This is a genomic window from Tritonibacter scottomollicae (assembly GCF_032924845.1).
Classification (GTDB): domain Bacteria; phylum Pseudomonadota; class Alphaproteobacteria; order Rhodobacterales; family Rhodobacteraceae; genus Epibacterium; species Epibacterium scottomollicae.
Genome location: NZ_CP136704.1, coordinates 2,338,357 through 2,361,271, shown reverse-complemented (window position 1 = coordinate 2,361,271; position 22,915 = coordinate 2,338,357). Strand labels below are relative to the sequence as shown.

Sequence of the window (22,915 nt, the reverse complement as noted above, 5' to 3'; positions counted from 1 at the left end):
GATGTCAGAAAAACCGCCCACGCCCTTGGCGTGGGCGGTTTAGTCTATGCGACCCATGGGTTGCAGTTGATGTTTGAGGGGCGTGCGGTGTCTTGTTGTTGCGCCTCAAATATTCGGCTTTTGGTTTTTAACCGCTATTAACCGTTCTCCCCTATGGTTCTCAAAGCGGCATTCCGGTCTGCAGTAACGCTGCCTCCGGGGTGCCGCAGCGAAGTGTGGTTGATCCGGGGCGGGTTGGTGTCCCCTGTCAGGGCTGCCGCCCATTTGGATGTGAGCCCATGCAGTGCAGTGTGAAAGGGGGCGTGCGGAAATAAGATGACAACTTATGTCGTAACAGCCACCAACTATCAGGACCCTGCGTTCTGGTCTGCAATCGTGGAAGCGAGCAGCGGTCACACGCTGGATTTCAGTACCCTGCCTTCGGGGTATGAGCTGAGCATTGATGCTGAGGCCCATACGATCTCGATCTGGAATGGGTCCTCTTGGTATCGTGTCGGCGAAAGTGGGAATGCTGGTACTGATGCAACGCTGGGCAGCCCGACAAGTATTCAACATTTCACCACGATTGTCGGAACCGACGGTGGCGACTATGTCGAGGCGTCAGATAACGACGATAACCTGTTCGGAAACTCCGGCGATGATACCCTTTCGGGTGATCAGGGCGATGACACAATTCATGGCGGGGCGGGCAACGACATCCTTGCAGGAGGTGATGGACGAGACAGTATCGTCGCGGGAAGCGGGAATGACTCGATCTATGGGGACAATGCCTGGGCAACCTTGGGATCTGCCGCGTCGGGTCCGGGGACGACCCCGACAACTTTGACGGTTACAAATTCAGCTGATGGCCCGATTGAACTGTGGTGGGTCGATACCAGCGGTCAGCTGCAATACTACGCAACGATTGAGCCTGGCGATACGTGGAACCAGAGCACCTTTGAAGATCACAACTGGGAGCTGCGGCATCCGGATGGCTGGTATCTCGAAATGATCGAGGGTGGCAGCAATCTTACGGTGGATTTTGGTGCTGAGGGTTTGAGCGACACCGTGATGGCTGGCGATGGGGATGATCTGGTCCTCGGAATGTACGGTGACGATGTTCTCTATGGTGAAACGGGGCGCGATACCATTCACGGGGACTATGGGAACGATACGATCTGGTCCGGCGCCGATGCTGACAGTGTGACCGGCGGAGAGGGCGATGACTACCTGTCAGGGCAGGAAGGCGACGACACGATATATGGCGGTGCTGGCGCTGATACGCTGGTCGGGGGCGCGGGAAACGATCAACTGAAGGGGGATGCAGACGCTGACACTTTTCAGATCTTCGACAACTCTGGTGACGACACCATTCTGGGTGGCGAAACGGGAACCGATGATGATGCAATCGACCTGTCTGCTCGCAGCAGTAGCATCAATGTTGGCTATACCGGCAATGAGGCGGGCATTATTCAAGGTGGCGGGGATACCGCCTATTTTCAGGAGATTGAGCGACTTCGGCTGACCGATCACGATGACAGCCTCGACGCCAGCGCAGCCTCGTCCGGCGTGAATGTGGACGCCGGCGCCGGAGATGACACGCTGACCGGTAGCGGTGGTGACGATACGCTCACGGGAGGCGATGGGGACGACCGTTTTGTGATGACGACGTCCGGCGGAGCTGACACCGTATCTGACTTTGATGTAACGGATGATGACGCGGATGGCTTCTACAACGATCAGATCGATGTCAGCGGCCTAACCGGCGGCTCCGGATTGGGGGGGCTTGTCACCGCGGCCGATGTCGTGGTTACCGATGACGGGTTTGGCAATGCGACATTGACCTTCCCTGGGGGGGAGCAACTGGTTCTCACTGGGGTTGCCCCGAACCAGATCAATACACAACCTCAGCTCCATGCAGCGGGTATCCCCTGTTTCACACCGGGTATTCGTGTTGCAACGTCACGCGGTGCTGTGCCTGTCGAGGAGGTCCGCGTCGGCGACCTGTTGCAGACGGCAGACAATGGGTTTCAGCCGGTGATCTGGATCGGGCGACGGGACTTGAACGCGCTGGAATTGGCTGAAAAGCCACATCTCCGCCCCCTTCTGATCCGCCCCGGTGGTCTCCTCGCAAACGAACGCCCGCTTCTGGTGTCTCCACAGCATCGGTTTATGCTGAACCGTCGACGGCTTGGCGATCTAGGCTCCATGCATGAGGCCTTCGTGCGGGCCCGATTGCTGGAAGGCCTGACCCCGGCCTCTGTCGAGGTGACTGAAGGGGCTGCTGCTGTCAGCTATATCCACCTCATGACAGAGCATCATCAGGTCATCTTCGCCGAAGGTGTTGCGACCGAGACGTTTTGGCCGGGACCAGAGGCGTTGCGTGGTATCTCAGCCGAAGGCCGCAGAGAGTTGTTCGACCTGTTTCCCGAACTTTTCTTGGCCAATAACCTCTGCGGAAAGCTCGGTCGACATTACGTGGCCGAGGCCTACTGCCAACTCGCTCGGGTGGATCTTGGACGTGGTGACTTGAAGGCGCTGCATGGTCGCACGGCGGCTTGAAGCGATGTGCCGGCACTACTGTGCAGCGAGGCGCCGCAAGTAGCTGCAGGTGACGCGAATCGCGGCATCCATATCCGCATCGGACGCATATTCTTCCGGACAATGGCTCACGCCATCCTTGCATCGTACAAAAAGCATCGAAATGTCGCATAGATCGGCCATCGCCGAGGCATCATGGGTCGCCCCCGAAGGCAGGCGTGGGGCATTGATGCCCTCGTCCGTTGCCGCCGCCTCGAGACAGGCCATCAAGTCGGGATTACAGGGCACTGCCGCCTGATCGTATGTGCGTGAGATCGCAAAGGACACGCCGCGCGCGTTGGCGATTTCCGTGCCAAGCACCTGAGCGGAGGCGGCAAACTCCGTGCGAACCTGATCCGAAAGAGCGCGCACTTCCAGTGTGAGTTGGGCTTCTCGCGGGATTGCGTTCACGACGTCTGGCTTCAGGGAGAGGGTGCCAACTGTGGCGCGAAGCCCGTCGATCTGGCGGGCCGCATCATGGACGCGGGTGATGAACTCTGACGCCGCCACCAATGCATCACGTCGGCCATTCATCGGCACAGTGCCTGCGTGGCCTGTCTCGCCGCTGAAGGTCACGGTGTTGCGCTCAATGCCGCAGATCCCGGTGACGATACCGCAGGGGGCGTCGCTTTGCTCCAGAACTGGCCCTTGTTCGATATGTATCTCGAGATATGCGCGCACCGCGTCTTGCGCGCGCTGTTGCGTGGTGACTGCTTCCGGGGTCCCGCCAAAATCCGACAACGCGGACTGCAAGCTGACGCTGTTTGCATCCTGCATGTCCAAAACGGACGGGTCGAACCGACCGGACAGCGCGCGTGGACCTATGAGAGCAGTCGGGAAGCGAACGCCTTCCTCATCAGCGAAGGCTAGGACCTCGACCGGGAAGGGCAGTTCAACCCCCTCAGAGGCCAGACGTTCCAACGCAAGGCAGCCGATCAAGACCCCCATGATGCCATCGTAGCGACCGCCCTCACGCACGCTGTCTTGATGCGATCCGATCAGCACGGCCGGTCCATTGGCAGCAGACGCGCTGGATCCAACCAATGTTGCCGCAGCGTCCAGTCGCGGTGTCAGTCCGGCCTGCCGCATCCAGTCACTGATGTGTTCCAATGCGCGCGCATGCTCAGGGGTGTAGGGGAGGCGGGTCACACCGGGGCCTGCCGTGCTGCATTGTGCGATTTTGCTCAAGCGATGCTGCGCTTCTTGTCCCCAGCTCATCTGTGACCTCGTAATTTATCGTGATTAATTAGAGGTCTATCCCCGGAACGCTTTCCCGTCTATATTTTTATCATGATAAAAGAGCGCCAATCTATGAGCATAAAAACATCATCCTCAGGTCAGCCAAAACGCTCACGCCCGGTGCGCGTTGCGGATGAAATCAAGACCTGGGTGGTAGAGCGAGATCTCCAGCAGGGCGACAAGCTGCCCAACGAAACCGAGATGATCGCGCAATTCGGCGTCTCCAAGGGCACCGTGCGCGAGGCCATGCGCATTCTCGAAGCGCAAGGCCTGATCGTCACCCGTACCGGGCCCGGTGGCGGCAGCTTCGTCGACAAAGTCTCTGCCAGGCGCGCCCGGTCGCTGTTGGCGAATTATTTCTACTTTCAGAATCTGTCGATTGCCGACATCTACCAGATGCGCCGGGCGCTGGAGCCTGAGCTTGCAGCGAGCCTTGCGGGCCAGCTGAGTGATGCACAGCTGACCGAGATGGAGGTCCTTGCGGCGCGCTATCCGGAACCGGCGCAGTCGGCAGAGGAGGAGAAGGAGCAACATGTCTCCTCACTCGAATTCCATGCGCGGTTGGCGGAGTTTTCTGGCAATGCGCTGTTGGGATTTGTGATTTCCTTCATGGCGCGGGTGCTCACTGATATGACCATCTATCGCAAACTCTACGAGCCACCGAACCCGGAACTCTGGCGGCGCGGGCGCGAGCATCAGATGCAATTGGTGACAGCCCTGCGCGATGGCGATGCGGGGGCTGCGCGGCAGATCATGGCCTCGCATATGCAGGGCGCCGAGGAGCAGATGCAATCGCAAGAAGCGCAACTGGCGCGGCGTTTTATTGGCGAGCAGCGTTAGCTGGCGTCCGGCAGCACCGCGCGGTAGCGATCCTTCAAGACCGGAACCTCTGTAAGCCAGTCGTAATAGGGCGAGCGATGCGCCCGCAGGCACAGGGTACGCAAGGCGGGTAGCGGGTCGTCGCTATAATCGATTCTCAGGTCCAGCGGCGGGCGCTCCGGTGACAGCACCAAAAGGGCTGCGGATTGCAGCCCGCGCGCATCCCCCCCAACCGTTGCGGCGGCATCCAGAACCGCCAGCATCCGGTCAGATAGCGTGGCATACTCGCCCTCTGCGGCCTCATGCATCGCCATCAAAACCTGAGGCCCTGCCAGCATATTGCCAGCGATCGCCAGATCGCGATCTGTCATATGGCCTGCGTAGTTTACGCTCTGCATGCCGGTGAACCCGCCAGTGTCACCGCAACGATCAAGTGCCAGCAATTGCCGGTGACCACGCCCCGGATCTGCATCTGTAACCTGCGCCACCGCCGCTTCTGCCCGGTCTCCGCTATACATCCGCCGCAGCACGTCATCGCGCCAGAATGTACTGGGTGCGGTCCCCTGAGAGGCCACCAGCCCTGATTCGATATCTCCGCGCAAAACCCAGCCGCCGACGCACAGGCTGCCGGTTGCCGCCGCCGCTGCAAAACTGCCTGTCTCACGGTCATACATCAGGATCGAAAAGGTCATTGTGGTCTCCGGACGGGGGGCTTGCAGGTTTAGGCTTGTATTTATCATGAAAATTTGCGTGGATACAATTAATCATGAAAAATAAATCTCAGCAGAGAGGATCCGACATGAAATTTCTTGAGATGACGCGGCGCGGCGCGATGGCCGCAATGTTCGCGACGACGGCTCTGGCCGGGGTTTCGATGGGGGTGGCACCCGCGGCGGCGCAGACACCGCCGGGCGTGTTGATCGTCGGCCAGATCGCAGAGCCCAAGGCGCTTGATCCGGCGGCGGTGACGGCGGTGAATGACTTCCGCATCCTGATGAACGTTTATGACGGCCTCGTGCGCTACAAGGACGGCGCGCTGGAGGTGGAGCCTGCACTGGCCACCGACTGGAGCATTTCCGAGGATGGCACCGAATATACATTTACGCTGCGCGAGGGCGTATCCTTCCACGATGGCAGCGCCTTCAATGCCGAGGCGGTGGTGTTCAACTTCGAGCGGATGCTCAATGAAGACCACCCCTTTCACAACACCGGCCCGTTCCCGCTGGCCTTCTTCTTCTCCGCCGTGGAGAGCGTCGAAGCGGTCGATGACTTGACGGTGAAATTCAAGCTGAACGCGCCCTATGCGCCGTTCCTGTCCAACCTTGCCTATCCCACAGGCCTGATCGTGTCGCCCGAGGCGGTCAAGACCCATAGCGCGGAGTTTGGCCGCAACCCCTCCGGCACCGGCGCATTCAAATTTGCCGAGTGGCGCTCGAACGAGGCCGTGGTGGTTGAGAAAAACCCTGATTACTGGGATGGCGCGGCAGAGCTGGACGCGGTGGTCTTCCGCCCGATCACCGATGCCAACACCCGCACGGCAGAAATGCTGGCCGGTGGTATTGACCTGATGGTCGAGGTTCCGCCGGTGGCGCTGTCGGAATTTCAGGGCGATGCTTTCACCGTGCATGAACAGGCCGGCCCGCACGTCTGGTTCCTGATCCTGAACGCCAAGGAAGGCCCCTTTGCCGACAAGCGCGTCCGCCAAGCGGCGAACTACGCCATCAACAAATCCGCGATTGTGAACGATGTGCTTGAGGGCACGGCTGAGGTGGCCGCAGGCCCGACCCCGCCCGCCTTTGCCTGGGCGTATAATGAATCGCTTGAACCCTATCCCTATGACCCCGACAAGGCGCGTGAACTCTTGGCCGAGGCGGGTGCAGAAGGGGCGGAGCTGACGTTCTATGTGACCGAAGGCGGCTCCGGCATGCTCGACCCTATCGCCATGGGCACCGCCATTCAGGCCGATCTCAATGCCGTGGGGCTGGATGTGAAGATCGAAACCTACGAGTGGAACACCTTCCTGGGCGAGGTTAATCCGGGGCTGGAGGGCAAGGCCGACATGGCCGAGATGGCCTGGATGACCAATGACCCGGACACATTGCCCTTCCTTGCGCTGCGCACGGATGCATGGCCTGACAAGGGCGGCTTCAACTCCGGTTATTATTCCAACCCGAAGGTGGATGAGCTTTTGGAAGCGGCCCGCGTTGCGACCGATCAGGACGAGCGCGCCAAGCTCTATCAGGAGATGCAGACCATCGTGCAGGAAGATGCACCGTGGGTCTTTGTCGCCAACTGGAAGCAGAACGCGGTGACCTCGGACCGGGTGGGGGATTTTGCCCTGCAGCCCTCGTTCTTCCTGCTGCTCGATGATGTGACCAAGAACTGATGAGAGGTTTCGGATCGGGCTTTGCCCGATCCGACCCGCGCGCGCCCCTGCGGGGCGCGCGCGGCCCCCGTTTCCCCGGAGTTTCTGCTGAAGCCTCCCCGGAAATACGCTCCCCCCAATCGGCAGAGCAGGAAGGCACGCCATGACTGGCTATATTGTAAAAAGGCTCATCTCCGCGGTGCCGGTCCTTCTGGGGATCTCGGTCATCGTGTTTCTGATCATGGCGATGATCCCGGGCGACCCGGCTACGGCGATCCTTGGCTCCTATGCGACGCCCGAGAATGTGGAGAAGCTCAATCGCGATCTCGGTCTCGATAAGCCCTTGGTGCAGCGGTACTTTATCTGGCTTGGCAATATGTTGCAGGGCGATTTTGGCCGCAGCTTCTCGCTCAATCGCGCGGTGCTCGATGAGGTACTGGAGCGGTTCAATGCAACACTGGTGCTGGCGGGCACATCCTTTGTGATCTGTTCGATCCTTGGCGTTGCGGCAGGTGTCGTCTCGGCGGCGCGCCAATACGGGCTGGCGGATAAGGCGATTACATTTGCGGTGCTTTTGGGCATTTCGATCCCGTCGTTTTTCCTCGGCATGATGATGATCCTGATATTTGCGGTGAACCTGCGCTGGTTCCCGGTGTCCGGCATGTGGCCGATCTACGGCGCGCGGGATCTCTCGGCCCTTGTCAGTCATCTGACCCTTCCAGCCATCGCGCTGGCGGTGGTGGCCACCGGCGTCATCGCCCGCCTGTCGCGTTCCGCCATGCTGGAGGTCCTGCGACAGGATTTCATCCGCACCGCCCGCGCCAAAGGCGTGCATGAGCGCAGCGTGATCTGGCGCCATGGTCTGCGCGCGGCGATGGTGTCGATCATCCCGGTGCTGGGCATTCAGGCCGGGTTTGTGCTCTCGGGTGCGGTCTATATCGAGATGGTGTTTCAATGGCCCGGCGTCGGGCGCATGCTGGTCGATGCCATCCTCAAACGCGACATCCTGTTGGTGCAGGGCGGCGTGGTCTTTGTGGCTGCCTGCTATGTGCTGTTCAACATTGCCGTTGATGTCGCCCAAAGCCTTCTGGACCCGAGGATCAAAGCATGAGCTTCCTGCGTCTTTTGTCTCGCAACCGTCTCGCGCTGGCGGGGCTCATCGTGATGTCCGTGGTTGTGCTGCTGGCGGTGCTGACACCCATTTTGCCGCTGCCCGACCCGGATGTGACCAACACGGCAGAGCGGTTCAAGAAACCCTTCAGCGAAGGGGCGTTGCTGGGGACTGACCACCTTGGCCGGGATCTCGCGAGCCGCCTGATGTGGGGCACGCGACTGTCGCTGGCGGTGGGCTTTGCGGCGGCGGTGGCGGCGGCCACCATCGGGGCTGCCATTGGCGTGATCGCTGGGTTTTACGGCGGGCGCGTGGACAATGTGATCATGCGCGGCGTCGATATGTTGATGGGCTTTCCCTATATCCTGCTGGCGCTGGCGATTGTCGCCGCGCTTGGTCCGGGGCTGATGAACGCGCTGATCGCGGTGGCGGCTGTCAACATCCCCTTCTTTGCGCGCAACATTCGCGGTGTCACCGTGGGTATTGCACATAAGGAATTTGTTGATGCGGCGCGGCTGTGCGGTATGTCGAATGCCCGCATTATCGTCACCGAGGTGGTCCCGAATGTGATCCCGGTGATCGTGATCGCCATGTCTACCACCGTCGGCTGGATGATCCTTGAGACGGCGGGTCTCAGCTTCCTCGGCCTTGGCTCACAGCCGCCGCAGGCGGATCTGGGTTCCATGCTGGGGGAGGCGCGCTCGGCGCTGATTACCAATCCGCATACCTCAGTGGTGCCCGGTGCGATGATCCTTGTGATCGTGATGGCGATCAATCTTCTGGGCGACGGCGTGCGCGACGCCCTTGATCCGCGTCTGAAATCCGGCGCGCTTAGCCGCCCGATGCCCACCACCATGGTGCGCCGCACAGACCCCGTGCCGCAGCCCGAAGGCGACGGCATCCTGAGCCTGCGTGACCTGCAAACCCAGTTCCACGTCAAAGATCGCATCTACAAGGCCGTGGGCGGAGTGGACCTCTCGGTAAGGCCGGGCGAATGCCTTGGTATCATTGGTGAAAGTGGCTCTGGCAAGTCCGTGACGGCGCTGTCGATCATGGGGCTGGTGTCCTCGCCCCCTGGTGTCATCACCGGCGGTGCCGTGCATTACAAGGGCGAAGACCTGATCGGTGCCCCCTATGCGACCCTGCGCCGTCTGCGTGGTGATCGTGTGGCCTATATCTTTCAGGATCCTCTGGCGACGTTGCACCCCCTTTATACAGTTGGTGCGCAGCTCATCGAGGCGATCCAGTGCCATCATCGCACCAGCACCTCCGATGCCCGCGCCCGCGCTATTGAGTTACTGAAATCCGTGCGCATTCCCAATGCCGAGGCGCGCGTGGACAATTACCCGCACGAGATGTCGGGCGGCATGCGTCAGCGGGTCGGCATCGCCATGGCGCTGGCCAATGACCCGGAGGTCATCATCGCGGATGAACCCACAACCGCGCTCGACGTGACGGTGCAGGCGCAGATCCTTGCGCTCCTGGATGATTTGCGGCGCGAGCGGGGCTTGGCGATCATCTTCATCACCCATGATTTTGGCGTGGTGGCGCAGCTCTGTGATCGGGTGGCGGTGATGTATGCGGGCCGCATTGTCGAGGAAGGCCCCACCGATGCCATCCTCAATGCGCCCGCCCATCCCTATACCGCGCGGCTGATGGCCTGCGTGCCGGAACTGGGCGAAGGCAGGCGCCAATTGGCAGCCATTCCCGGTCTGCCGCCGGTGGTGGACAAACTGCCCGCAGGCTGTGCCTTTGCTGATCGCTGTCCCAAGGCCGCAAGTGCCTGTCGCAGTGGGGATATTGCGCTTGGTGCCTTGGGGCCTGCTCGCAAGATCCGCTGCATCGATCCTGAAATCCCAGTGCAGGAGGCCACGGCATGAGCGCGGCACTGAAACTCACCGACCTCAGCAAGACCTTCCCGGTGGGCAAACGCCTGTTTGGCGCACCCAAGGCGGGCGTCAAGGCGGTGCAGCCGCTCTCGCTGACGGTGGAAAAGGGCGAAACCCTCGGCATCGTGGGGGAGTTGGGGTGTGGAAAATCCACATTGGCGCGGATGCTGGTTGGTTTGCTGCCGCCCACCACCGGCCAGATTGAGATCGACGGCGCGCCGCTTGATAACGCGGACCCGGCCACCTTTGGGCAGAAGATCCAATATGTCTTTCAAGACCCGATCAGCAGCCTCAACCCGCGCAAAACCATCCGCCAGATCATGGACGCGCCCCTGCGGCATCTACACGGCATGGACGCCAAGGCGCGCACCGCCCGCACTGCAGAGATCTTTGCCGCGGTGAACCTGCGCGAGGAGTTTCTCGACCGCTACCCGCATGAATTCTCCGGCGGACAGGCGCAGCGGATCGGCATTGCGCGCGCCTTGGCAGCGGAGGCGCGCATCCTGATTCTGGACGAGCCTGTCTCAGCGCTGGATGTCTCGGTGCAGGCGCAGGTGCTCAATCTGCTCGCTGATTTAAAGAAGAAATTTGGCCTGACCTATATCTTTATCAGCCATGATCTTGCGGTGGTGGAGGCTGTGAGCGATCGGGTTGCGGTGCTGTACTTTGGCTCTGTGGTGGAGGTCGGTCCAGCGGATCAAGTCTTTGCCGCCCCGCGCCATCCGTACACCAAGCTACTCGCTGACAGCGCACCTGTCGTGGGGCGCCCGCTTGCTGCGCCAGAAGCCAAGGAGACCGAATTGCCAGATCCGCTCAATCCACCACTGGGCTGTGCTTTCCGTGCGCGATGCCCCCGTGCGACGGAAGTTTGCGGCGTCGCTCCGCCGCCCCTAGAAACACATGATGATCGCGTGGCGAGCGCTTGTTTCTATCCCTATTGAACGTTGCCATGGGTTAGAAAACCGCATGTTGGGGCTCAGTCAGACTCGACGAAGGCTTCGCAATCTATGTGTTTGGATGAAGAATGCGAATGCTCAGGTATTTTCGCATAGGATCTTGATAGATCATTAGGGCTGGCATTCCCGGGCTGAGATCGCTTCCTCTCGCCCACTAACCCGGCTCCATGATCCGGGCTGGATGGATGTGGAACCGGTGCGCAACTCAGGCGTCGCCAAGCGGTGCAGCTCACTGTTGGTCGAGTTGTAGATGGGAGTTCCTGTGGAGACGCGGCTGACGCAGGTTCGCCGGGTGTTAGCTTTGGCGACTGACGCACGCAAACTCTGCCATCTTGTAGGCGCGCATGCGGTTGAGATACGGTCAAGGTTATGCCCCCCCCCCGTTGCGAATGTCTTGTGTCGATGTAGACGGACCCCGCCTGATTGCGACGGTTTGTCTGTTTCTGGATCGAAGGTCGCGATTGCTGATTTAGATCCTGCTCTGAGGGCGGTGTTTCGTCTCTGCGCGTGGTCAGGCCTCGAATGGCCAGGGACCGGGGAACAGGCCCGTCGGGATGACCTCTGAAACCAGTCCTGCTCCGGGTTGGTCGAGCCATCGATGGACCGTCACGGCGCCCGGTTCGAGCACCAACTGCGGGGCAGACCCGGTCCGATGATCGGTCAGCACCGCGTGGCAGGTCGCGGGGGCGATCTGACAGGTTACGCGACCGATTTGGCCGGTCACCGCGCGGTGGACGTGGCCGGACAGCATGCGAACCGGCCCTCGATGCGCCCCAAGTCGCGCGATCATCGCAGCACCGTTGCGCAGATTGTCCGCATCCATAGCGGGAAGCCCTGCATGCATGAAGGGGTGATGCGTGGCCACGATGGCCGGTTGATCGCCGATGGCGGTCAGCGTTGTGTCGAGAAAATCCATGCCCTCCTCGCACAGCATCCCATGATGAGCGCCTTCCAACAGAGTATCGAGGCCGATCACCGAGAAGGCGCCGAAGTCCCGCACCCAATGCACGGGACCTGTGCTGGGCATCCAGGGCGCATCCGAAAGCGCCGCGCGCATCGGTGCGCGCTGATCGTGATTGCCGGGAATGGCAATCCACGGCAGGGCGAGGTCGTCCATGATCGACAGGAAATGCGCGTATTCCTCGGGCGTGCCATGATCGGTCAGATCGCCGGTGACGATGGCACAGTCGATCCCCTCCCACAGTGGCAGCTTCGCGTTGATCGTCTCGACCGCGCGGCGCAGTGCCTGTGCCGTATCCGAATGCCCGCTGACCAGGGTACCGGGCGCAACGATATGAGTGTCGGTAATCTGAATGAACCCATGTATCATGCGGCCATCTCCATCGGCAGAACCAATAGAGCCTCAGGTGGGATAGACAGGCGCACCTCGTCTCCGGGCTTTGGTGCGCTGAGCCCCGCATGCAGCATAAACAGCGGCCCGGCCATTACGCCGGACAAGGCGATGCGGTAATGCGTGCCGAGAAAGGTCACGGTCTCGACACGGCCAGTGATCGGGCCTTGCGGATCGATGCTGATATCCCCGGCACGGACCAGGACCTGCTGACCGTCGCCCGCCTGAGGCAGCGTCAGAACACCCCCCGGAAGATGCATTTGAGCGCGCTCTATGCGCCCCTCCAGAGGCATCGCATCGCCGACGAAGCGGGCCACAAAGCCGGTCGCGGGATTGCGGTAAAGCGCCTCGGGCGTGCCGATCTGTGCAACCTGGCCCTGGCTCATTACGGCCACGCGGTCCGCGATGGCCATTGCCTCGTCCTGATCGTGGGTCACGAAGATCGCGGTGATCCCGAACTGGCGCAACAGCAGCGCCAACTCGTCGCGCAGGTGGTTGCGCAGCGCGGCGTCCAACGCCGACAGCGGTTCGTCCAGCAGCAGAACCCGAGGACGCGGCGCCATCGCGCGCGCCAGCGCGACGCGCTGCTTCTGACCACCCGAGAGCGCGGTGACTGCCCGGTCGGCATAGGGCTCCAGCCGACACAGGCCAATGACCTCGTCTACCCGCGCGGCAATTTCCGCCTTCGGAAGCTTCTGCATCTTCAGGCCGTAGCCGATATTGCTGCGCACCGACATGTTCGGAAACAACGCATAGGACTGAAACACCATGCCGATCTTGCGGCTTTCGACGGATTGATGTGTCACGTCGTCGCCGTCAAAGACGATTGAGGCACCGGGGTCCGGTATCTCCAACCCCGCGATGATGCGCAGCAGGGTGGATTTGCCGCAACCGGACGGTCCAAGCAGCGACAGGATCTCGCCCTTGGCGATTTCCAGATCAGTGGGCAGCAAGGCCTTCGTGCCGCCGGGGAAGGTCTTGGCAATATTGGTGAGTGTCAAAGTCATTGCATGATCCTTTGTGCGCGGGCGCTGGCCCATTGCATGGCCATCAGAAGCGGGACGATCATCACGAAGAAGACCAGCGTGTAGGCCGAGGCCACTTCGAGCCGCATCGAGGCATAGCTGTCGGCAAGGCCGACGGGCAGCGTCTTGAGGTAGGGTGTGTGCAGCATCCACGTCAGGTTGAACTCGCCGATCGACAGGGTCACCACGGTCAGCGCACCGGCAAGGATGCCGGGCATGGCGTTGGGCACCACGACGTCGACAAAGCGTCGTGCCGGGCCTGCGCCAAGGCTGGCTGCCCCTTCCTCAAGCGTTCTGAGGTCGATGGCGGCCAGAACCGACAGGACAGAACGGACCATGAAGGGCAGCGTGTAGAGGACATGCCCCACAAGGATGAAGGTCCAGCTGGTGCGGAACCCTTGAACGGTCCCGTACAGCTGCAGTAGCGCCAGCGCCAACGCGAGGCCCGGAATGGCCAGCGGCAGTGAGATGAATTCCTCCAGAACGCGGGTGATCCGGCCCGGGTTGCGCGCCAGCACATAGGCCGCAGGCACCCCGATGACGAGCGTCGCCGCCAGACAGGTCAGTGCCAGCCAGATCGACAGGAAGATGCTGTCGGAGTACAGCTCCCAGACTTGAACGATCCATTTCAACGTCAGGCCCGAGGACAGGCCGCGGAAGTAATTGACCGTCAGCCCGGCCAGGATCGACTGGATGATCGGGATCAGAAGGAAGGCGCAGGCCAAAAGCGTGACGGCAAGCGGGACGTGGCGGGTTATAGGTCTCATCATATCAGCCCCCCGCCGCGACGGCGCCGCCAGAGAAGCTGCGCGCGATCAATAGCATCGCCCAGGTCACCAGCCCCAGAACGACCGACAGAGCCGAGGCCATGGCGATGTTCGCCGACAGGGTGAATTCGGTGTAGATCACCATCGGCAGCACGTCGATGTCGGTGGCCAGCGTAAAAGCGGTGCCAAAAGCCCCCATGGCGGTCGCAAAGGCGATGGCCCCGGCGGCGATCAGCGCAGGCGCGAGCGCGGGCAGCAGCACATCCGTCACGATCCGCCAGGGCGATGCACCGAGCGTGCGCGCGGCCTCTTCCAGCGCGGGGTCGATCTTTTCCGCTGCGGCCATGACGGTCAGCAACACCCGTGGGATCGAGAAATACAGATAGCCCAGGAACAGCCCTATGATCGAATAGGCAAAGACCCAGTACCCGGGCAACAGTTGGTTCACCAGGCCTTGGCGCCCGCCCAGCAGGATGATCATGAAGCCCACCACGACGCCGGGAAAGGCCAGCGGCAAGGTCAGGATCGACAACAGCACGTTGCGCCCAGGAAAGTGGTTGCGCACTAGGTAAAGCCCCGCTGTGGTCGAAATCGCCAGAGCTGCAACCGTAACAGCGAGCGAGACGACGACAGTCTGGCCCAGCGTCGACAGGTAGCGCGGGGTTTGCAGGATTTGCAGATAAATCCCCCAGCCTGCCTCGCTTTCGCCTGACGCTAGGATCAACCGACCGAGCGGGATCGCCAGAAAGGCTAGGGTAAAGATCGCCAAGGGCAGCAGGCAAAGCGATATGAAGTGTCGCTGTGTCATGAATGGTCCGATTTGAATAGGGCCGAGCAGGGAAAGGCCCCTGCTCGGCTGGCTGAGTGCCGTTACTTGACTTCGTTCAGGTAACGCTCGCCAAAGGCGGCCTGTGCGCGCTCCATTTCGGCGTAATCCACCGCGACGGCGCGTTCGTAGTCGGAGGCCGGCAGGAACTTCTCGGCCACTTCTGCGGGCAGCTCGACCGGGCGAGCAGGCTGCAGATAGGCGTTGGTCCAGATCGCCTGGCCCTCATCCGACAGGATGAAATCCAGAACACGCTTGCCGGCATCCGGGTTGGGCGCGTCGGCCACGAGGCTCATGACATAGGGCACGCGGACCGAGCCTTCGCAGGGAAGCACGAATTCGAAGTTGCCGTCCTCTTCATACTTTCCGCGATAGGCGTTGAAATCGTAGTCGAACAGGATCGGGATTTCGCCCGACACCACGCGTGCATAGGATGTCTGCTTGGGCACGATCGGATCATTTTCGGCCAGGGTGTTGAAGTACGCGATGGCCGGATCGAAATTGCCAAGATCGCCGCCATTGGCGAGGTTCACCGCCACTGCACCGGCATAGCCGACGAAGGCCGATGACGGGTCAAGGTATCCTACCATGCCACGATATTCAGGCTTGGTCAGTTCGGCCCAGCACTGCGGGACGGGCGCGCCGGCCAGCGCGTCGACGTTCACGAACATCCCCAGCGTACCGTAGTGAATGGCGAACCAGTTGCCCTCTGGGTCCTTCAGGCCCTCGGGAATGTCGTCGAAGCCTTCGGGTTTGTAGGGCTGAACGACCCCTTCGGTGGCTGCCTTGATGCCGGTGGTGACGCCGTAATAGGCCACGTCGGCCACTGGTGCGGCGCGTTCAGCCAGAAGCTGGCTCAGGGTCTGGCCAGAGTTCTTGTTGTCATGCGGCATCTGGATGTCGAGCTTGTCGTCGATGGCTTCAAGCATCGAAGCCCAGTCGGCCCACTGCGGCGGGCAGTTGTAGCAGATGGCATCCTCGGCCAGCACCGGCGCGGCGATGGCGGTTGCGAAAAGCGCGGTCAATACAGTATGTTTCATGGGTTCATCCTTGTTTGAGATCGGTCTCGAGCGAGTGAACTGACGGCGGCCAGGTGGCACCCTGGTCGTCGTCGCGGAATTCCGGGCGGGGCGGCGCAAGCGTAGCGCCCGCACGGAAATTGAAAGGCAAGGGCGGCTGCTTTGCGCAGTCCTTGCCTTGGATCAGGTCCAGAAGGGTCTGCGCGGCCTGACGGCCAATTGCGTCCGGCGCGGTTTCGATCGTGGCGAGGGGCACATCAAGCAGCCGCCCGATCTCGATCCCGTCGAACCCGACAACTGACAAATCCTGCGGCACCTTCTTGCCTCGCAGGCGCACAGCCTTCTGCACGGCGATGGCCAGGAAATCGTTGGAGGCAAATATCGCCGTCAGCCCGTCCAACTTCCCAAGGAGAGTGGCCAGCAGTTCGGGTGTGTTGGCCTCTGCCTCGCTCAGCTCGATCAGCGCGGGGTCTGGCAGACCACATGCCCGGCAAGCGTCGCAAAACCCCGTATAGCGGTTGCGCGACCGGTCCGAACTGGAGAACCTCAACGCCAGAAAGGCCGTGCGCCTGTGACCCAGATCGGCAAAGCGGCGGGCCACCTCGCGCGCAGCTTCGAAATTGTCGACATGTGCGGTGGGCAGGCCATCAATCGGATCGTGGAACATCAGCGACAGCGGGATGTCACGCGCACGCGCCCGGTCGAGCGCTGCGCTGCGCTCCGGCGCGACCATGGTCAGCACCAGGCCCTCGACGCCTTTGTCCAGAAGGGTCGAAATGGCCGCACAATCTGCCTCACCGTCGTAGTTCGAGCTTGCGATTAAAAGCTGGTAGCCGGTCTTGCTAAGAGCCTCCTGCACGCCTTGGACGGCTTCGGCAAAGACCGGGTTGGCCAACGAAGGCACAAGGCAGCCGATGGTCATGCTGCGGCTGCTTTGCAACGCACGCCCGATTGCGCTGAAGGAAAATCCCAGTTCGCGCGCTGCCTCCTCGACCCGTCGGCGTGACTCGGCGCTGGTGGGCCCGGATCGGTTCAGCACCCGGCTCGCCGTCGCAATGCCGCAGTCGGCCTTCCGCGCGACGTCCTTGATAGTGATCTTCTGCCTTGAGCTCACGTGCGTCATCCGTGTGAAAACGTTTCCACACGTCTGCTAAAGGACATTCGTCACAAGAGTATGACAGCGAAGTTTGGACACCGAACCACCTCACCCAGTGGCCAAGATCGCCGGAAACGTCACCTGCGCGCTGATCAGATTTGGTCGCGAGTAACTTTTTTGTGGAGGATCAGCACCAGCAAAGGGGCGCCGATCAAAGAGGTGTAAATGCCAGCGGGCATTAGGGCTGAGGGGGCGAATATGCGTGTCGCTATATCGGCGAGCGTGACCAATCCAGAACCGCAAGCTGCTGCCGCGACCAAGCTGACCTGTCCCCGCCCCATTTTTCGCGCAAGTGGGCCTGATACAAACGCGACAAAGCTAAAAGTACCGGCCAACGCCACCATAGCCGAAGCGAGAAGAGCCGCGCTCAATAGAAGGAGGGGGCGCAATCGGTGGATTGCAAGACCCCAGCCACGCGCCGGGTCATCACCGAATTCCAAGCGGTCAAGGGAGTGGGATGCGGGCAGTAAGACGAGCGCGCCTACCACGAGTGCGAGAGCGGCAATCTGAACCTCTTGCCAGCCCATAGCGTTAAGGGACCCTGCGAGCCATGCCATAGCCTGTCCTGCTGCCGCGTCGCCAGCCCGGATCAACAGGATGCTGAGAGCGGCGGAGCAGGTGATGCCAACTCCAATCCCGTAGAGGATCAACCGGCGTGGATCGAGGCCGGCCCTACGAGAAAGCGACAGCACAAAAATCAAAGCCGTGGCCAACACACCTCCGCTCAGCGCACCCAGCATTGTGACCACACCGGCAAGTTGGGCTGCCACCCCACCCAGCGCCGCACCCTGAGAAACCCCGATGATATCGGGCGAAGCAAGCGAATTGCGCAGCAATGACTGAAACACCGCGCCGGCTAAGCCCAGGCCCGCGCCTATAAAAAGCCCCGCGAGGGCGCGCGGCATTCGCAAATGCCACAGCAACACATCTTCCTCAGGTCCGGCGCGTAGGCTCACCAGAAGCTGATCGGGCGAAAGCCAAAGTCGCCCTGCGGAGAGCGCGAGCATGAACAGGCCAAACAGGGCGGCGATGCCAAGTGCGGTTTTCATATCCGTTTCCCCAGAATTTTCGAAAGCAGGACCATAAATGCGGGGCCGCCGATCACGGCCAGAACCAGTCCTATCGGAACTTCCGAGGGGCGCGCAGCGACGCGGCCAATTGTGTCACACGCCAGCACAAGTATAGCCCCCATCGGACCGGCAAACGCGAGGGTGGTGCCAAGACTGGCTCCGGAGATTGCGCGCGCGATATGCGGGATTACGAGGCCGACAAAGCCGATAGGCCCAGCCAATGCAACGGCGCCCCCCGACAGAAGCGTAATGGCGACAAGGGCGAGGGTTGCGACCAATGCGGGATGCACCCCAAGACCGGATGCAATATCCCCCCCAAGCGCCATTGCGTTCAGACCTCGGCAGGAGATAGCTGCAAGTCCAATGCCACACAGAAGGAATGGTAAAACAAAAGTTAGGGTCTCAAAATCAGTTTGCCCGAGCGCTCCCACCATCCAAAACCGATAAAGTTCGCGACTTTCGGTTTGCAGGAGGACAATGGCTGCAACCAGAGACAAGCACAGGCTGCTGATTGCAGTACCCGCAAGGGGGAGCCGGATTGAGAGGCCACGACCAACCGTCGATTTTGTGCCACCCGCCAGCAGCCATACTGTCAGCGCCGCAAGGCCTGCGCCTAGGCTGGCGGTGAGGGTCAGGATTGATGTGGGCTGCGGTCCAAGGCTCCAGGTCAACAAAACCACAGAGAGAGCAGCGCCAGCATTGACCCCCATCAGCCCCGGATCTGCCAGCGGATTGCGCGTGAGGCTTTGCATCAGCACACCCGCAATGGCGAGGGCAGCACCACAGGCCGCAGCGGTGAGGGCACGTTGTAGTCGTAGGCCACGCACCAACGCATGCAGTGGGTCGGAGGCGTCGAAGTGAATTAGGGCATGCCAGACCACGGCGGCTGGTACATCTCTTGCACCAAAGCTCAGGGATGCGATCATCCCCAGCCCGAGGGCCGTCAGGCAAAGACTGCCTTGAAGAGGGATCGCGATTTTGGAGCGAGAGACTGAGCCGCGCAATACCAGAGAACCTGTCTGACAATTCTTGAGAGGGAAGCTGGCGAAAGCTGGCCGCGCCTGAGTGAACCAAAGGTGTGGTGCGGTCAAGCAAGATGGCAGCGCAGGTGTGGCTGGGCAGGGCTTGACCCGTGCTGTGTCGCCACGTAGCCCTTACCCGTTCCCAGCCAGCGCAAGACTGCGCATCGCCAGGTCTGCTTGATGCTTCATTGGGAACGGCTATGCGGATCTTTATCTTCCTATTTTTATCGCTCGCGGCTTCTGCTCAGGCTGCAGATTTTCCGGTTCGGATCGAACACGCCTATGGCGAGACTCTTGTGCAGGCCGCGCCTCAACGCGTGGTTTCCGTTGGGTATCATGAGCAGGATTTCCTTTATGCACTGGGGGTTGCGCCGGTTGGCGTGCATGAGTGGTTTGGCGGGCACGCTTATGCGACATGGCCTTGGTCAGAGCCTGCCCGGTCTGAGCTCGTCGCGATGCCGGAGGTGCAGAGGGGGTTTGAGATCGACCTTGAGTGGGTGTTGTTGCAGCAACCGGATTTGATTGTCGCAACATTTGCGCCACTGGATGAGCGCACCTACGCGATGTTGTCGCGTATTGCGCCAGTGGTGGGGCCGCCCGCAAATTTCCCGATGTGGGGGGCACCTTGGGAGGAGGAGCTGCGATTGATTGCGGCGGCGACGGGGAAAGTGTCGACCGCAGAAAAGATCATAGCCGATCTGGATCAACGTATATCGGCAATTGCGGCACAACATCCGCATCTGCAAGGGCTGAGCGGCACGGTGGCGCATTTTGCCGGGGGGCAGATCGTGGGGTATCGATCTGAGGATGGCGGCAATCGTTTGTTGCACCGTCTGGGAGTGGAGACCCCAGCCACGTTTGACCAGATGGCCGGGCCGGGGGGCAATTTTACAGTCAGCCCGGAGCGGATCGATCTCTTCGATCTCGACGTTGTGCTTTGGCTGACGGATAAACCGGCGCGTGCAAAGATCGAGAGCCTACCGGGCTATGACGCATTAAGGATCACGCGGGAAGGGCGGTCTATTTGGGCAGATGAAACGCTGACCGGCGCGCTCAGCTTTCAGTCGCCATTGTCGATAGAATGGGCGCTGGATCAACTGGTCCCGGCATTGGTGGCTGCGACAGATGGCAGTCCAAACACTGAAGCGACAGAATAGTCCCGTCGAAGTCATGAGATGCGTTGACCGCATAGGGATAGTGCAATAGCACCGGCTCAACCGAGGCGCGGAAACGATATCCCACCAAGGCAGTCCTGAGGGCATGCGTGCCCTGAAATGCAACTGCCACTGGCCCGGTATTCTCCCACTCTTGCGACCTTGTCGTGGAGACACCCAGTCGGCTTGATTGAGACTGGATCGAAATGACCAATAATTCTATCACTCGCGCCCGCCCGCGCGTTTCCAAACTGGTGCTGTTTATGGGTACCACTTTGTTGAGCAGCGCAGCGTTTGCGCAGGACACGCCAATTGTACTGGACCCTATCGTGGTGACGCGCGCTGATGAGGCGTCGCCACTGTCGGGTGGTACCGGATATACAGCGGAAGAAACCACCGCAGGTTTCAAGGGTGGGGTGCCACTCGTTGAGGTTCCGCGTTCGGTCTCCGTGGTCACCGCACAGGAAATCGCCGACCGTGCGCCCGTGCAGATTGAGGATGCGCTAGCTTATACGCCGGGTGTCAGTGCCTCCAATTGGGGGGTGGATGATCGATACGATCAATTCACCATCCGTGGTTTTGACACCGGGTCGAAGGGGATCTACCGCGACGGGCTGATCCAGAAGAGTATCAACTTTTCTGGTTTCAAAACCGACCCGTGGATGGTGGAACGCATCGATGTGCTGCGTGGTCCGACCGGTGTCATGTATGGCCCGGGCGAGGCTGGCGGGATGGTCAATATCGTCAGCAAACGTCCGCGGTTTGAAACATTCGCCGAAGGGCGCTTGCAATATGGCTCTCATGACACTGCACAGGCAGCGATTGATCTGGGCGATAGCAATGCCGCAGGGACCCTTGCCTGGCGCTTGACGGGGCTCATGCGCAATGGCGGCAATGAGGCGAAGGACGCACAGGATGACCGTTTGCTTGGTGCCTTTGGTGTGACGTGGGCGCCGACCGATCGCACCGAAGTGACGTTCCTCGGTCACTATCAGGAAGATAACCTTGCACCAAATATGTTCCTGCCTGTCGCAGGCGAAGACTATGATGCGAGCTTTGGTGCTTTGCCGCAGAGCTTTGCCGACAGTCAGCACGACTTCAATCAGCTTGATACCGAAGGCTGGTCCATCGGCTATCAGGCGCGCCATGAGGTAAACAGCCAACTCACCCTGCGCCAAAACCTGCGCTACAGCGAGCAGGATACAACTTATCGCCACCTCTATTATAGCGGTATGGCCAGCGCCACTCAGATGCAGTTTTATGATTTCACTGTGTTTGAGGACGCATCGACCTTTGCAGTGGACACGCAGATCGAATATCGCGCGACTTTGGGTGCCGCTGAAAACACTCTGGTCGCGGGGCTCGACTATACCCGTCAGATTGTGGATGGCACCCAAGGTTTCGGCGCTGGCTACCTGATTGATGTGACCAACCCGAGCTATGGTTTTGGTGTCAGTGATCCGGGAAACTACATCGACCGCAAGACCACCGAAGATCAGTCTGGCCTCTATGTGCAAAACCACACACGGTTTGAGAATGGCGTTACCCTGACAGCGGGTCTGCGCAAATCGTGGGTCGAAACCGAGACCGAAAACCGCCTCACCAATACCACCAGCACGCAGGATGATGATGCGCTGACCATGTCACTTGGGGCAACTTGGGATCTCGGCAATGGCTATGTGCCGTTTGCCTCTTATGCCGAAGGGTTCACGACAAATATCGGCAGCAGCTTTGACGGGACTGCCTTCAAACCAACCGAGAGTGAACAGTTCGAGGTTGGCCTGCGTTATTATCCGGTGGGTCGCAACCTGATGCTGTCGGCTGCGGTGTTTGACGTGACCAAGACCAATGTTCTGACCGCTGACCCTTTCAATTCGAATTTTCAGGTGCAGACTGGTGAGGTCCGACACAGGGGCATGGAAATGGAAGCGCGTGGTCAGTTGACTGAGCAACTGGCGGCGATCTTCAGCTACTCCTACATTGATGCGAAGATCACCGAGTCCAACAACGGCGACAAGGACAACACTGCTGCCAAAGTGCCTGAACACCTCGCGTCGCTATGGCTGGACTATGCTTTTGCCGGAGGGCTCGAAGGGCTGAAATTGGGCGGTGGTGTGCGCTATGTCGGCGAGAGCTGGGGCGACAACGCCAACAGCCGCAAAGTCGATGGCTACATCCTCGCGGATGTCGCTGTCAGCTACGCGTGGGATGATTATCGGGTGTCGCTTGGCGTGACCAATCTCTTTGACAAGGATTATGCGGCCACATGTGAAACCGTTTCTTACGGTTGTATCAGTGGCGAAGGGCGTGAGCTGACCCTGGCCCTGAGCCGCAAATTCTAATTCCAGCCCTGCGGAAACAACGGCCTCCGGTGCAAAGCCGGGGGCCAATCGCGTTTAACTGTCAAGGATACGTTCAGGGCAAAACGGCAGGTCGGCTTTTTCGCGCTCGGTCATCCGAGCAATGTCCGGGTGCGACAGTGGATCACGATCATACACTGATCTGCTCGGGTATGTTTTTGTGTGCGTTTTGCATCTCAACCAGAGGGCCATAAAGCGGAAGAAAGAAACCTGTGTCATGGGTCCAC

18 protein-coding genes are annotated in these 22,915 nt (G+C 60.5%); 8 read left to right on the top strand and 10 right to left on the bottom strand.

All coding sequences use genetic code 11. The annotated features are described in order from the left end of the window. The first annotated feature begins 315 nt into the window (after window positions 1-315). Window positions 316-2,541: a Hint domain-containing protein gene (locus tag R1T40_RS11835; RefSeq protein WP_317384251.1), complete on the top strand. Its 2,226-nt coding sequence runs from the start codon at window positions 316-318 to the stop codon at window positions 2,539-2,541. A gap of 15 nt (window positions 2,542-2,556) precedes the next feature. Here R1T40_RS11835 and R1T40_RS11830 read toward each other — a convergent pair whose 3' ends face one another. Beyond that, window positions 2,557-3,777, bottom strand: coding sequence for a M20 family metallo-hydrolase (locus tag R1T40_RS11830; RefSeq protein WP_317384250.1), 1,221 nt, complete (start codon window positions 3,775-3,777; stop codon window positions 2,557-2,559). Window positions 3,778-3,870: 93 nt separating this feature from the next. On the opposite strand from R1T40_RS11830, the gene R1T40_RS11825 reads away from it, so the two are divergent. Next, entirely contained in the window at window positions 3,871-4,638 is a 768-nt protein-coding gene (locus R1T40_RS11825; RefSeq protein WP_317384249.1) for a FadR/GntR family transcriptional regulator, read from the top strand. Here the strand turns inward: R1T40_RS11825 and R1T40_RS11820 are convergent. Further along, window positions 4,635-5,309, bottom strand: a complete 675-nt coding sequence (locus tag R1T40_RS11820; protein WP_317384248.1) for a DUF1028 domain-containing protein — start codon at window positions 5,307-5,309, stop codon at window positions 4,635-4,637. The two genes, R1T40_RS11825 and R1T40_RS11820, sit on opposite strands and share 4 nt — an antisense overlap. Before the next feature lie 107 nt (window positions 5,310-5,416). On the opposite strand from R1T40_RS11820, the gene R1T40_RS11815 reads away from it, so the two are divergent. From R1T40_RS11815 to R1T40_RS11800, 4 genes are all read left to right on the top strand, one after another. Beyond that, a complete protein-coding gene (locus R1T40_RS11815; RefSeq protein WP_317384247.1) occupies window positions 5,417-7,003 on the top strand; it encodes an ABC transporter substrate-binding protein in 1,587 nt (528 codons plus the stop codon). Window positions 7,004-7,145: 142 nt separating this feature from the next. Next, a complete protein-coding gene (locus tag R1T40_RS11810; RefSeq protein WP_009178249.1) occupies window positions 7,146-8,093 on the top strand; it encodes an ABC transporter permease in 948 nt (315 codons plus the stop codon). Beyond that, window positions 8,090-9,973: a dipeptide/oligopeptide/nickel ABC transporter permease/ATP-binding protein gene (locus R1T40_RS11805; RefSeq protein ID WP_317384246.1), complete on the top strand. Its 1,884-nt coding sequence runs from the start codon at window positions 8,090-8,092 to the stop codon at window positions 9,971-9,973. The genes R1T40_RS11810 and R1T40_RS11805 overlap by 4 nt, the downstream gene beginning before the upstream one ends. Beyond that, window positions 9,970-10,923 carry an ABC transporter ATP-binding protein gene (locus tag R1T40_RS11800; protein ID WP_317384245.1) on the top strand — a complete coding sequence of 318 codons (954 nt, stop codon included), beginning with the start codon at window positions 9,970-9,972 and terminating at the stop codon, window positions 10,921-10,923. Before R1T40_RS11805 ends, R1T40_RS11800 begins: the two co-directional genes overlap by 4 nt. A 526-nt stretch (window positions 10,924-11,449) precedes the next feature. On the opposite strand, the gene R1T40_RS11795 is transcribed toward R1T40_RS11800, so the two are convergent. The 8 genes from R1T40_RS11795 to R1T40_RS11760 all read right to left on the bottom strand — a co-directional run bounded on the left by R1T40_RS11795 (window position 11,450) and on the right by R1T40_RS11760 (window position 19,078). Further along, entirely contained in the window at window positions 11,450-12,268 is an 819-nt protein-coding gene (locus R1T40_RS11795; protein WP_317384244.1) for a phosphodiesterase, read from the bottom strand. Further along, entirely contained in the window at window positions 12,265-13,296 is a 1,032-nt protein-coding gene (locus R1T40_RS11790) for an ABC transporter ATP-binding protein (RefSeq protein WP_317384243.1), read from the bottom strand. The genes R1T40_RS11795 and R1T40_RS11790 overlap by 4 nt, the downstream gene beginning before the upstream one ends. After that, window positions 13,293-14,084: an ABC transporter permease gene (locus R1T40_RS11785; RefSeq protein ID WP_317384242.1), complete on the bottom strand. Its 792-nt coding sequence runs from the start codon at window positions 14,082-14,084 to the stop codon at window positions 13,293-13,295. The genes R1T40_RS11790 and R1T40_RS11785 overlap by 4 nt, the downstream gene beginning before the upstream one ends. A gap of 1 nt (window position 14,085) precedes the next feature. Beyond that, complete coding sequence (locus tag R1T40_RS11780; RefSeq protein ID WP_106161974.1) at window positions 14,086-14,889, bottom strand: ABC transporter permease; 804 nt, start codon at window positions 14,887-14,889, stop codon at window positions 14,086-14,088. A 62-nt stretch (window positions 14,890-14,951) separates the two neighbouring features. Next, entirely contained in the window at window positions 14,952-15,947 is a 996-nt protein-coding gene (locus tag R1T40_RS11775) for an ABC transporter substrate-binding protein (protein WP_317384241.1), read from the bottom strand. Window positions 15,948-15,951: 4 nt separating this feature from the next. Then, window positions 15,952-17,049 carry a LacI family DNA-binding transcriptional regulator gene (locus R1T40_RS11770; RefSeq protein ID WP_317384240.1) on the bottom strand — a complete coding sequence of 366 codons (1,098 nt, stop codon included), beginning with the start codon at window positions 17,047-17,049 and terminating at the stop codon, window positions 15,952-15,954. Between the two features lie 125 nt (window positions 17,050-17,174). Continuing rightward, window positions 17,175-18,131 carry a FecCD family ABC transporter permease gene (locus R1T40_RS11765; RefSeq protein ID WP_317384239.1) on the bottom strand — a complete coding sequence of 319 codons (957 nt, stop codon included), beginning with the start codon at window positions 18,129-18,131 and terminating at the stop codon, window positions 17,175-17,177. Beyond that, on the bottom strand, window positions 18,128-19,078 hold the full coding sequence (locus R1T40_RS11760; RefSeq protein ID WP_317384238.1) for a FecCD family ABC transporter permease: 951 nt from the start codon (window positions 19,076-19,078) through the stop codon (window positions 18,128-18,130). Before R1T40_RS11760 ends, R1T40_RS11765 begins: the two co-directional genes overlap by 4 nt. 296 nt (window positions 19,079-19,374) lie before the next feature. Between R1T40_RS11760 and R1T40_RS11755 the strand changes: the two genes are divergently transcribed. Both R1T40_RS11755 and R1T40_RS11750 read left to right on the top strand, forming a co-directional pair. Beyond that, window positions 19,375-20,331 carry an ABC transporter substrate-binding protein gene (locus R1T40_RS11755; protein ID WP_317384237.1) on the top strand — a complete coding sequence of 319 codons (957 nt, stop codon included), beginning with the start codon at window positions 19,375-19,377 and terminating at the stop codon, window positions 20,329-20,331. Between the two features lie 203 nt (window positions 20,332-20,534). Continuing rightward, window positions 20,535-22,670 carry a TonB-dependent siderophore receptor gene (locus tag R1T40_RS11750; RefSeq protein ID WP_317384236.1) on the top strand — a complete coding sequence of 712 codons (2,136 nt, stop codon included), beginning with the start codon at window positions 20,535-20,537 and terminating at the stop codon, window positions 22,668-22,670. The last annotated feature ends 245 nt before the right edge of the window (window positions 22,671-22,915 follow it).

Bases quoted from the DNA above. Each gene is read 5' to 3' on its own strand.
- R1T40_RS11835 (WP_317384251.1), top strand. From the start codon at position 316: ATGACAACTTATGTCGTAACAGCCACCAACTATCAGGACCCTGCGTTC.
- R1T40_RS11830 (WP_317384250.1), bottom strand. From the start codon at position 3,777: ATGAGCTGGGGACAAGAAGCGCAGCATCGCTTGAGCAAAATCGCACAA.
- R1T40_RS11825 (WP_317384249.1), top strand. From the start codon at position 3,871: ATGAGCATAAAAACATCATCCTCAGGTCAGCCAAAACGCTCACGCCCG.
- R1T40_RS11820 (WP_317384248.1), bottom strand. From the start codon at position 5,309: ATGACCTTTTCGATCCTGATGTATGACCGTGAGACAGGCAGTTTTGCA.
- R1T40_RS11815 (WP_317384247.1), top strand. From the start codon at position 5,417: ATGAAATTTCTTGAGATGACGCGGCGCGGCGCGATGGCCGCAATGTTC.
- R1T40_RS11810 (WP_009178249.1), top strand. From the start codon at position 7,146: ATGACTGGCTATATTGTAAAAAGGCTCATCTCCGCGGTGCCGGTCCTT.
- R1T40_RS11805 (WP_317384246.1), top strand. From the start codon at position 8,090: ATGAGCTTCCTGCGTCTTTTGTCTCGCAACCGTCTCGCGCTGGCGGGG.
- R1T40_RS11800 (WP_317384245.1), top strand. From the start codon at position 9,970: ATGAGCGCGGCACTGAAACTCACCGACCTCAGCAAGACCTTCCCGGTG.
- R1T40_RS11795 (WP_317384244.1), bottom strand. From the start codon at position 12,268: ATGATACATGGGTTCATTCAGATTACCGACACTCATATCGTTGCGCCC.
- R1T40_RS11790 (WP_317384243.1), bottom strand. From the start codon at position 13,296: ATGACTTTGACACTCACCAATATTGCCAAGACCTTCCCCGGCGGCACG.
- R1T40_RS11785 (WP_317384242.1), bottom strand. From the start codon at position 14,084: ATGATGAGACCTATAACCCGCCACGTCCCGCTTGCCGTCACGCTTTTG.
- R1T40_RS11780 (WP_106161974.1), bottom strand. From the start codon at position 14,889: ATGACACAGCGACACTTCATATCGCTTTGCCTGCTGCCCTTGGCGATC.
- R1T40_RS11775 (WP_317384241.1), bottom strand. From the start codon at position 15,947: ATGAAACATACTGTATTGACCGCGCTTTTCGCAACCGCCATCGCCGCG.
- R1T40_RS11770 (WP_317384240.1), bottom strand. From the start codon at position 17,049: ATGACGCACGTGAGCTCAAGGCAGAAGATCACTATCAAGGACGTCGCG.
- R1T40_RS11765 (WP_317384239.1), bottom strand. From the start codon at position 18,131: ATGAAAACCGCACTTGGCATCGCCGCCCTGTTTGGCCTGTTCATGCTC.
- R1T40_RS11760 (WP_317384238.1), bottom strand. From the start codon at position 19,078: ATGATCGCATCCCTGAGCTTTGGTGCAAGAGATGTACCAGCCGCCGTG.
- R1T40_RS11755 (WP_317384237.1), top strand. From the start codon at position 19,375: ATGCGGATCTTTATCTTCCTATTTTTATCGCTCGCGGCTTCTGCTCAG.
- R1T40_RS11750 (WP_317384236.1), top strand. From the start codon at position 20,535: ATGACCAATAATTCTATCACTCGCGCCCGCCCGCGCGTTTCCAAACTG.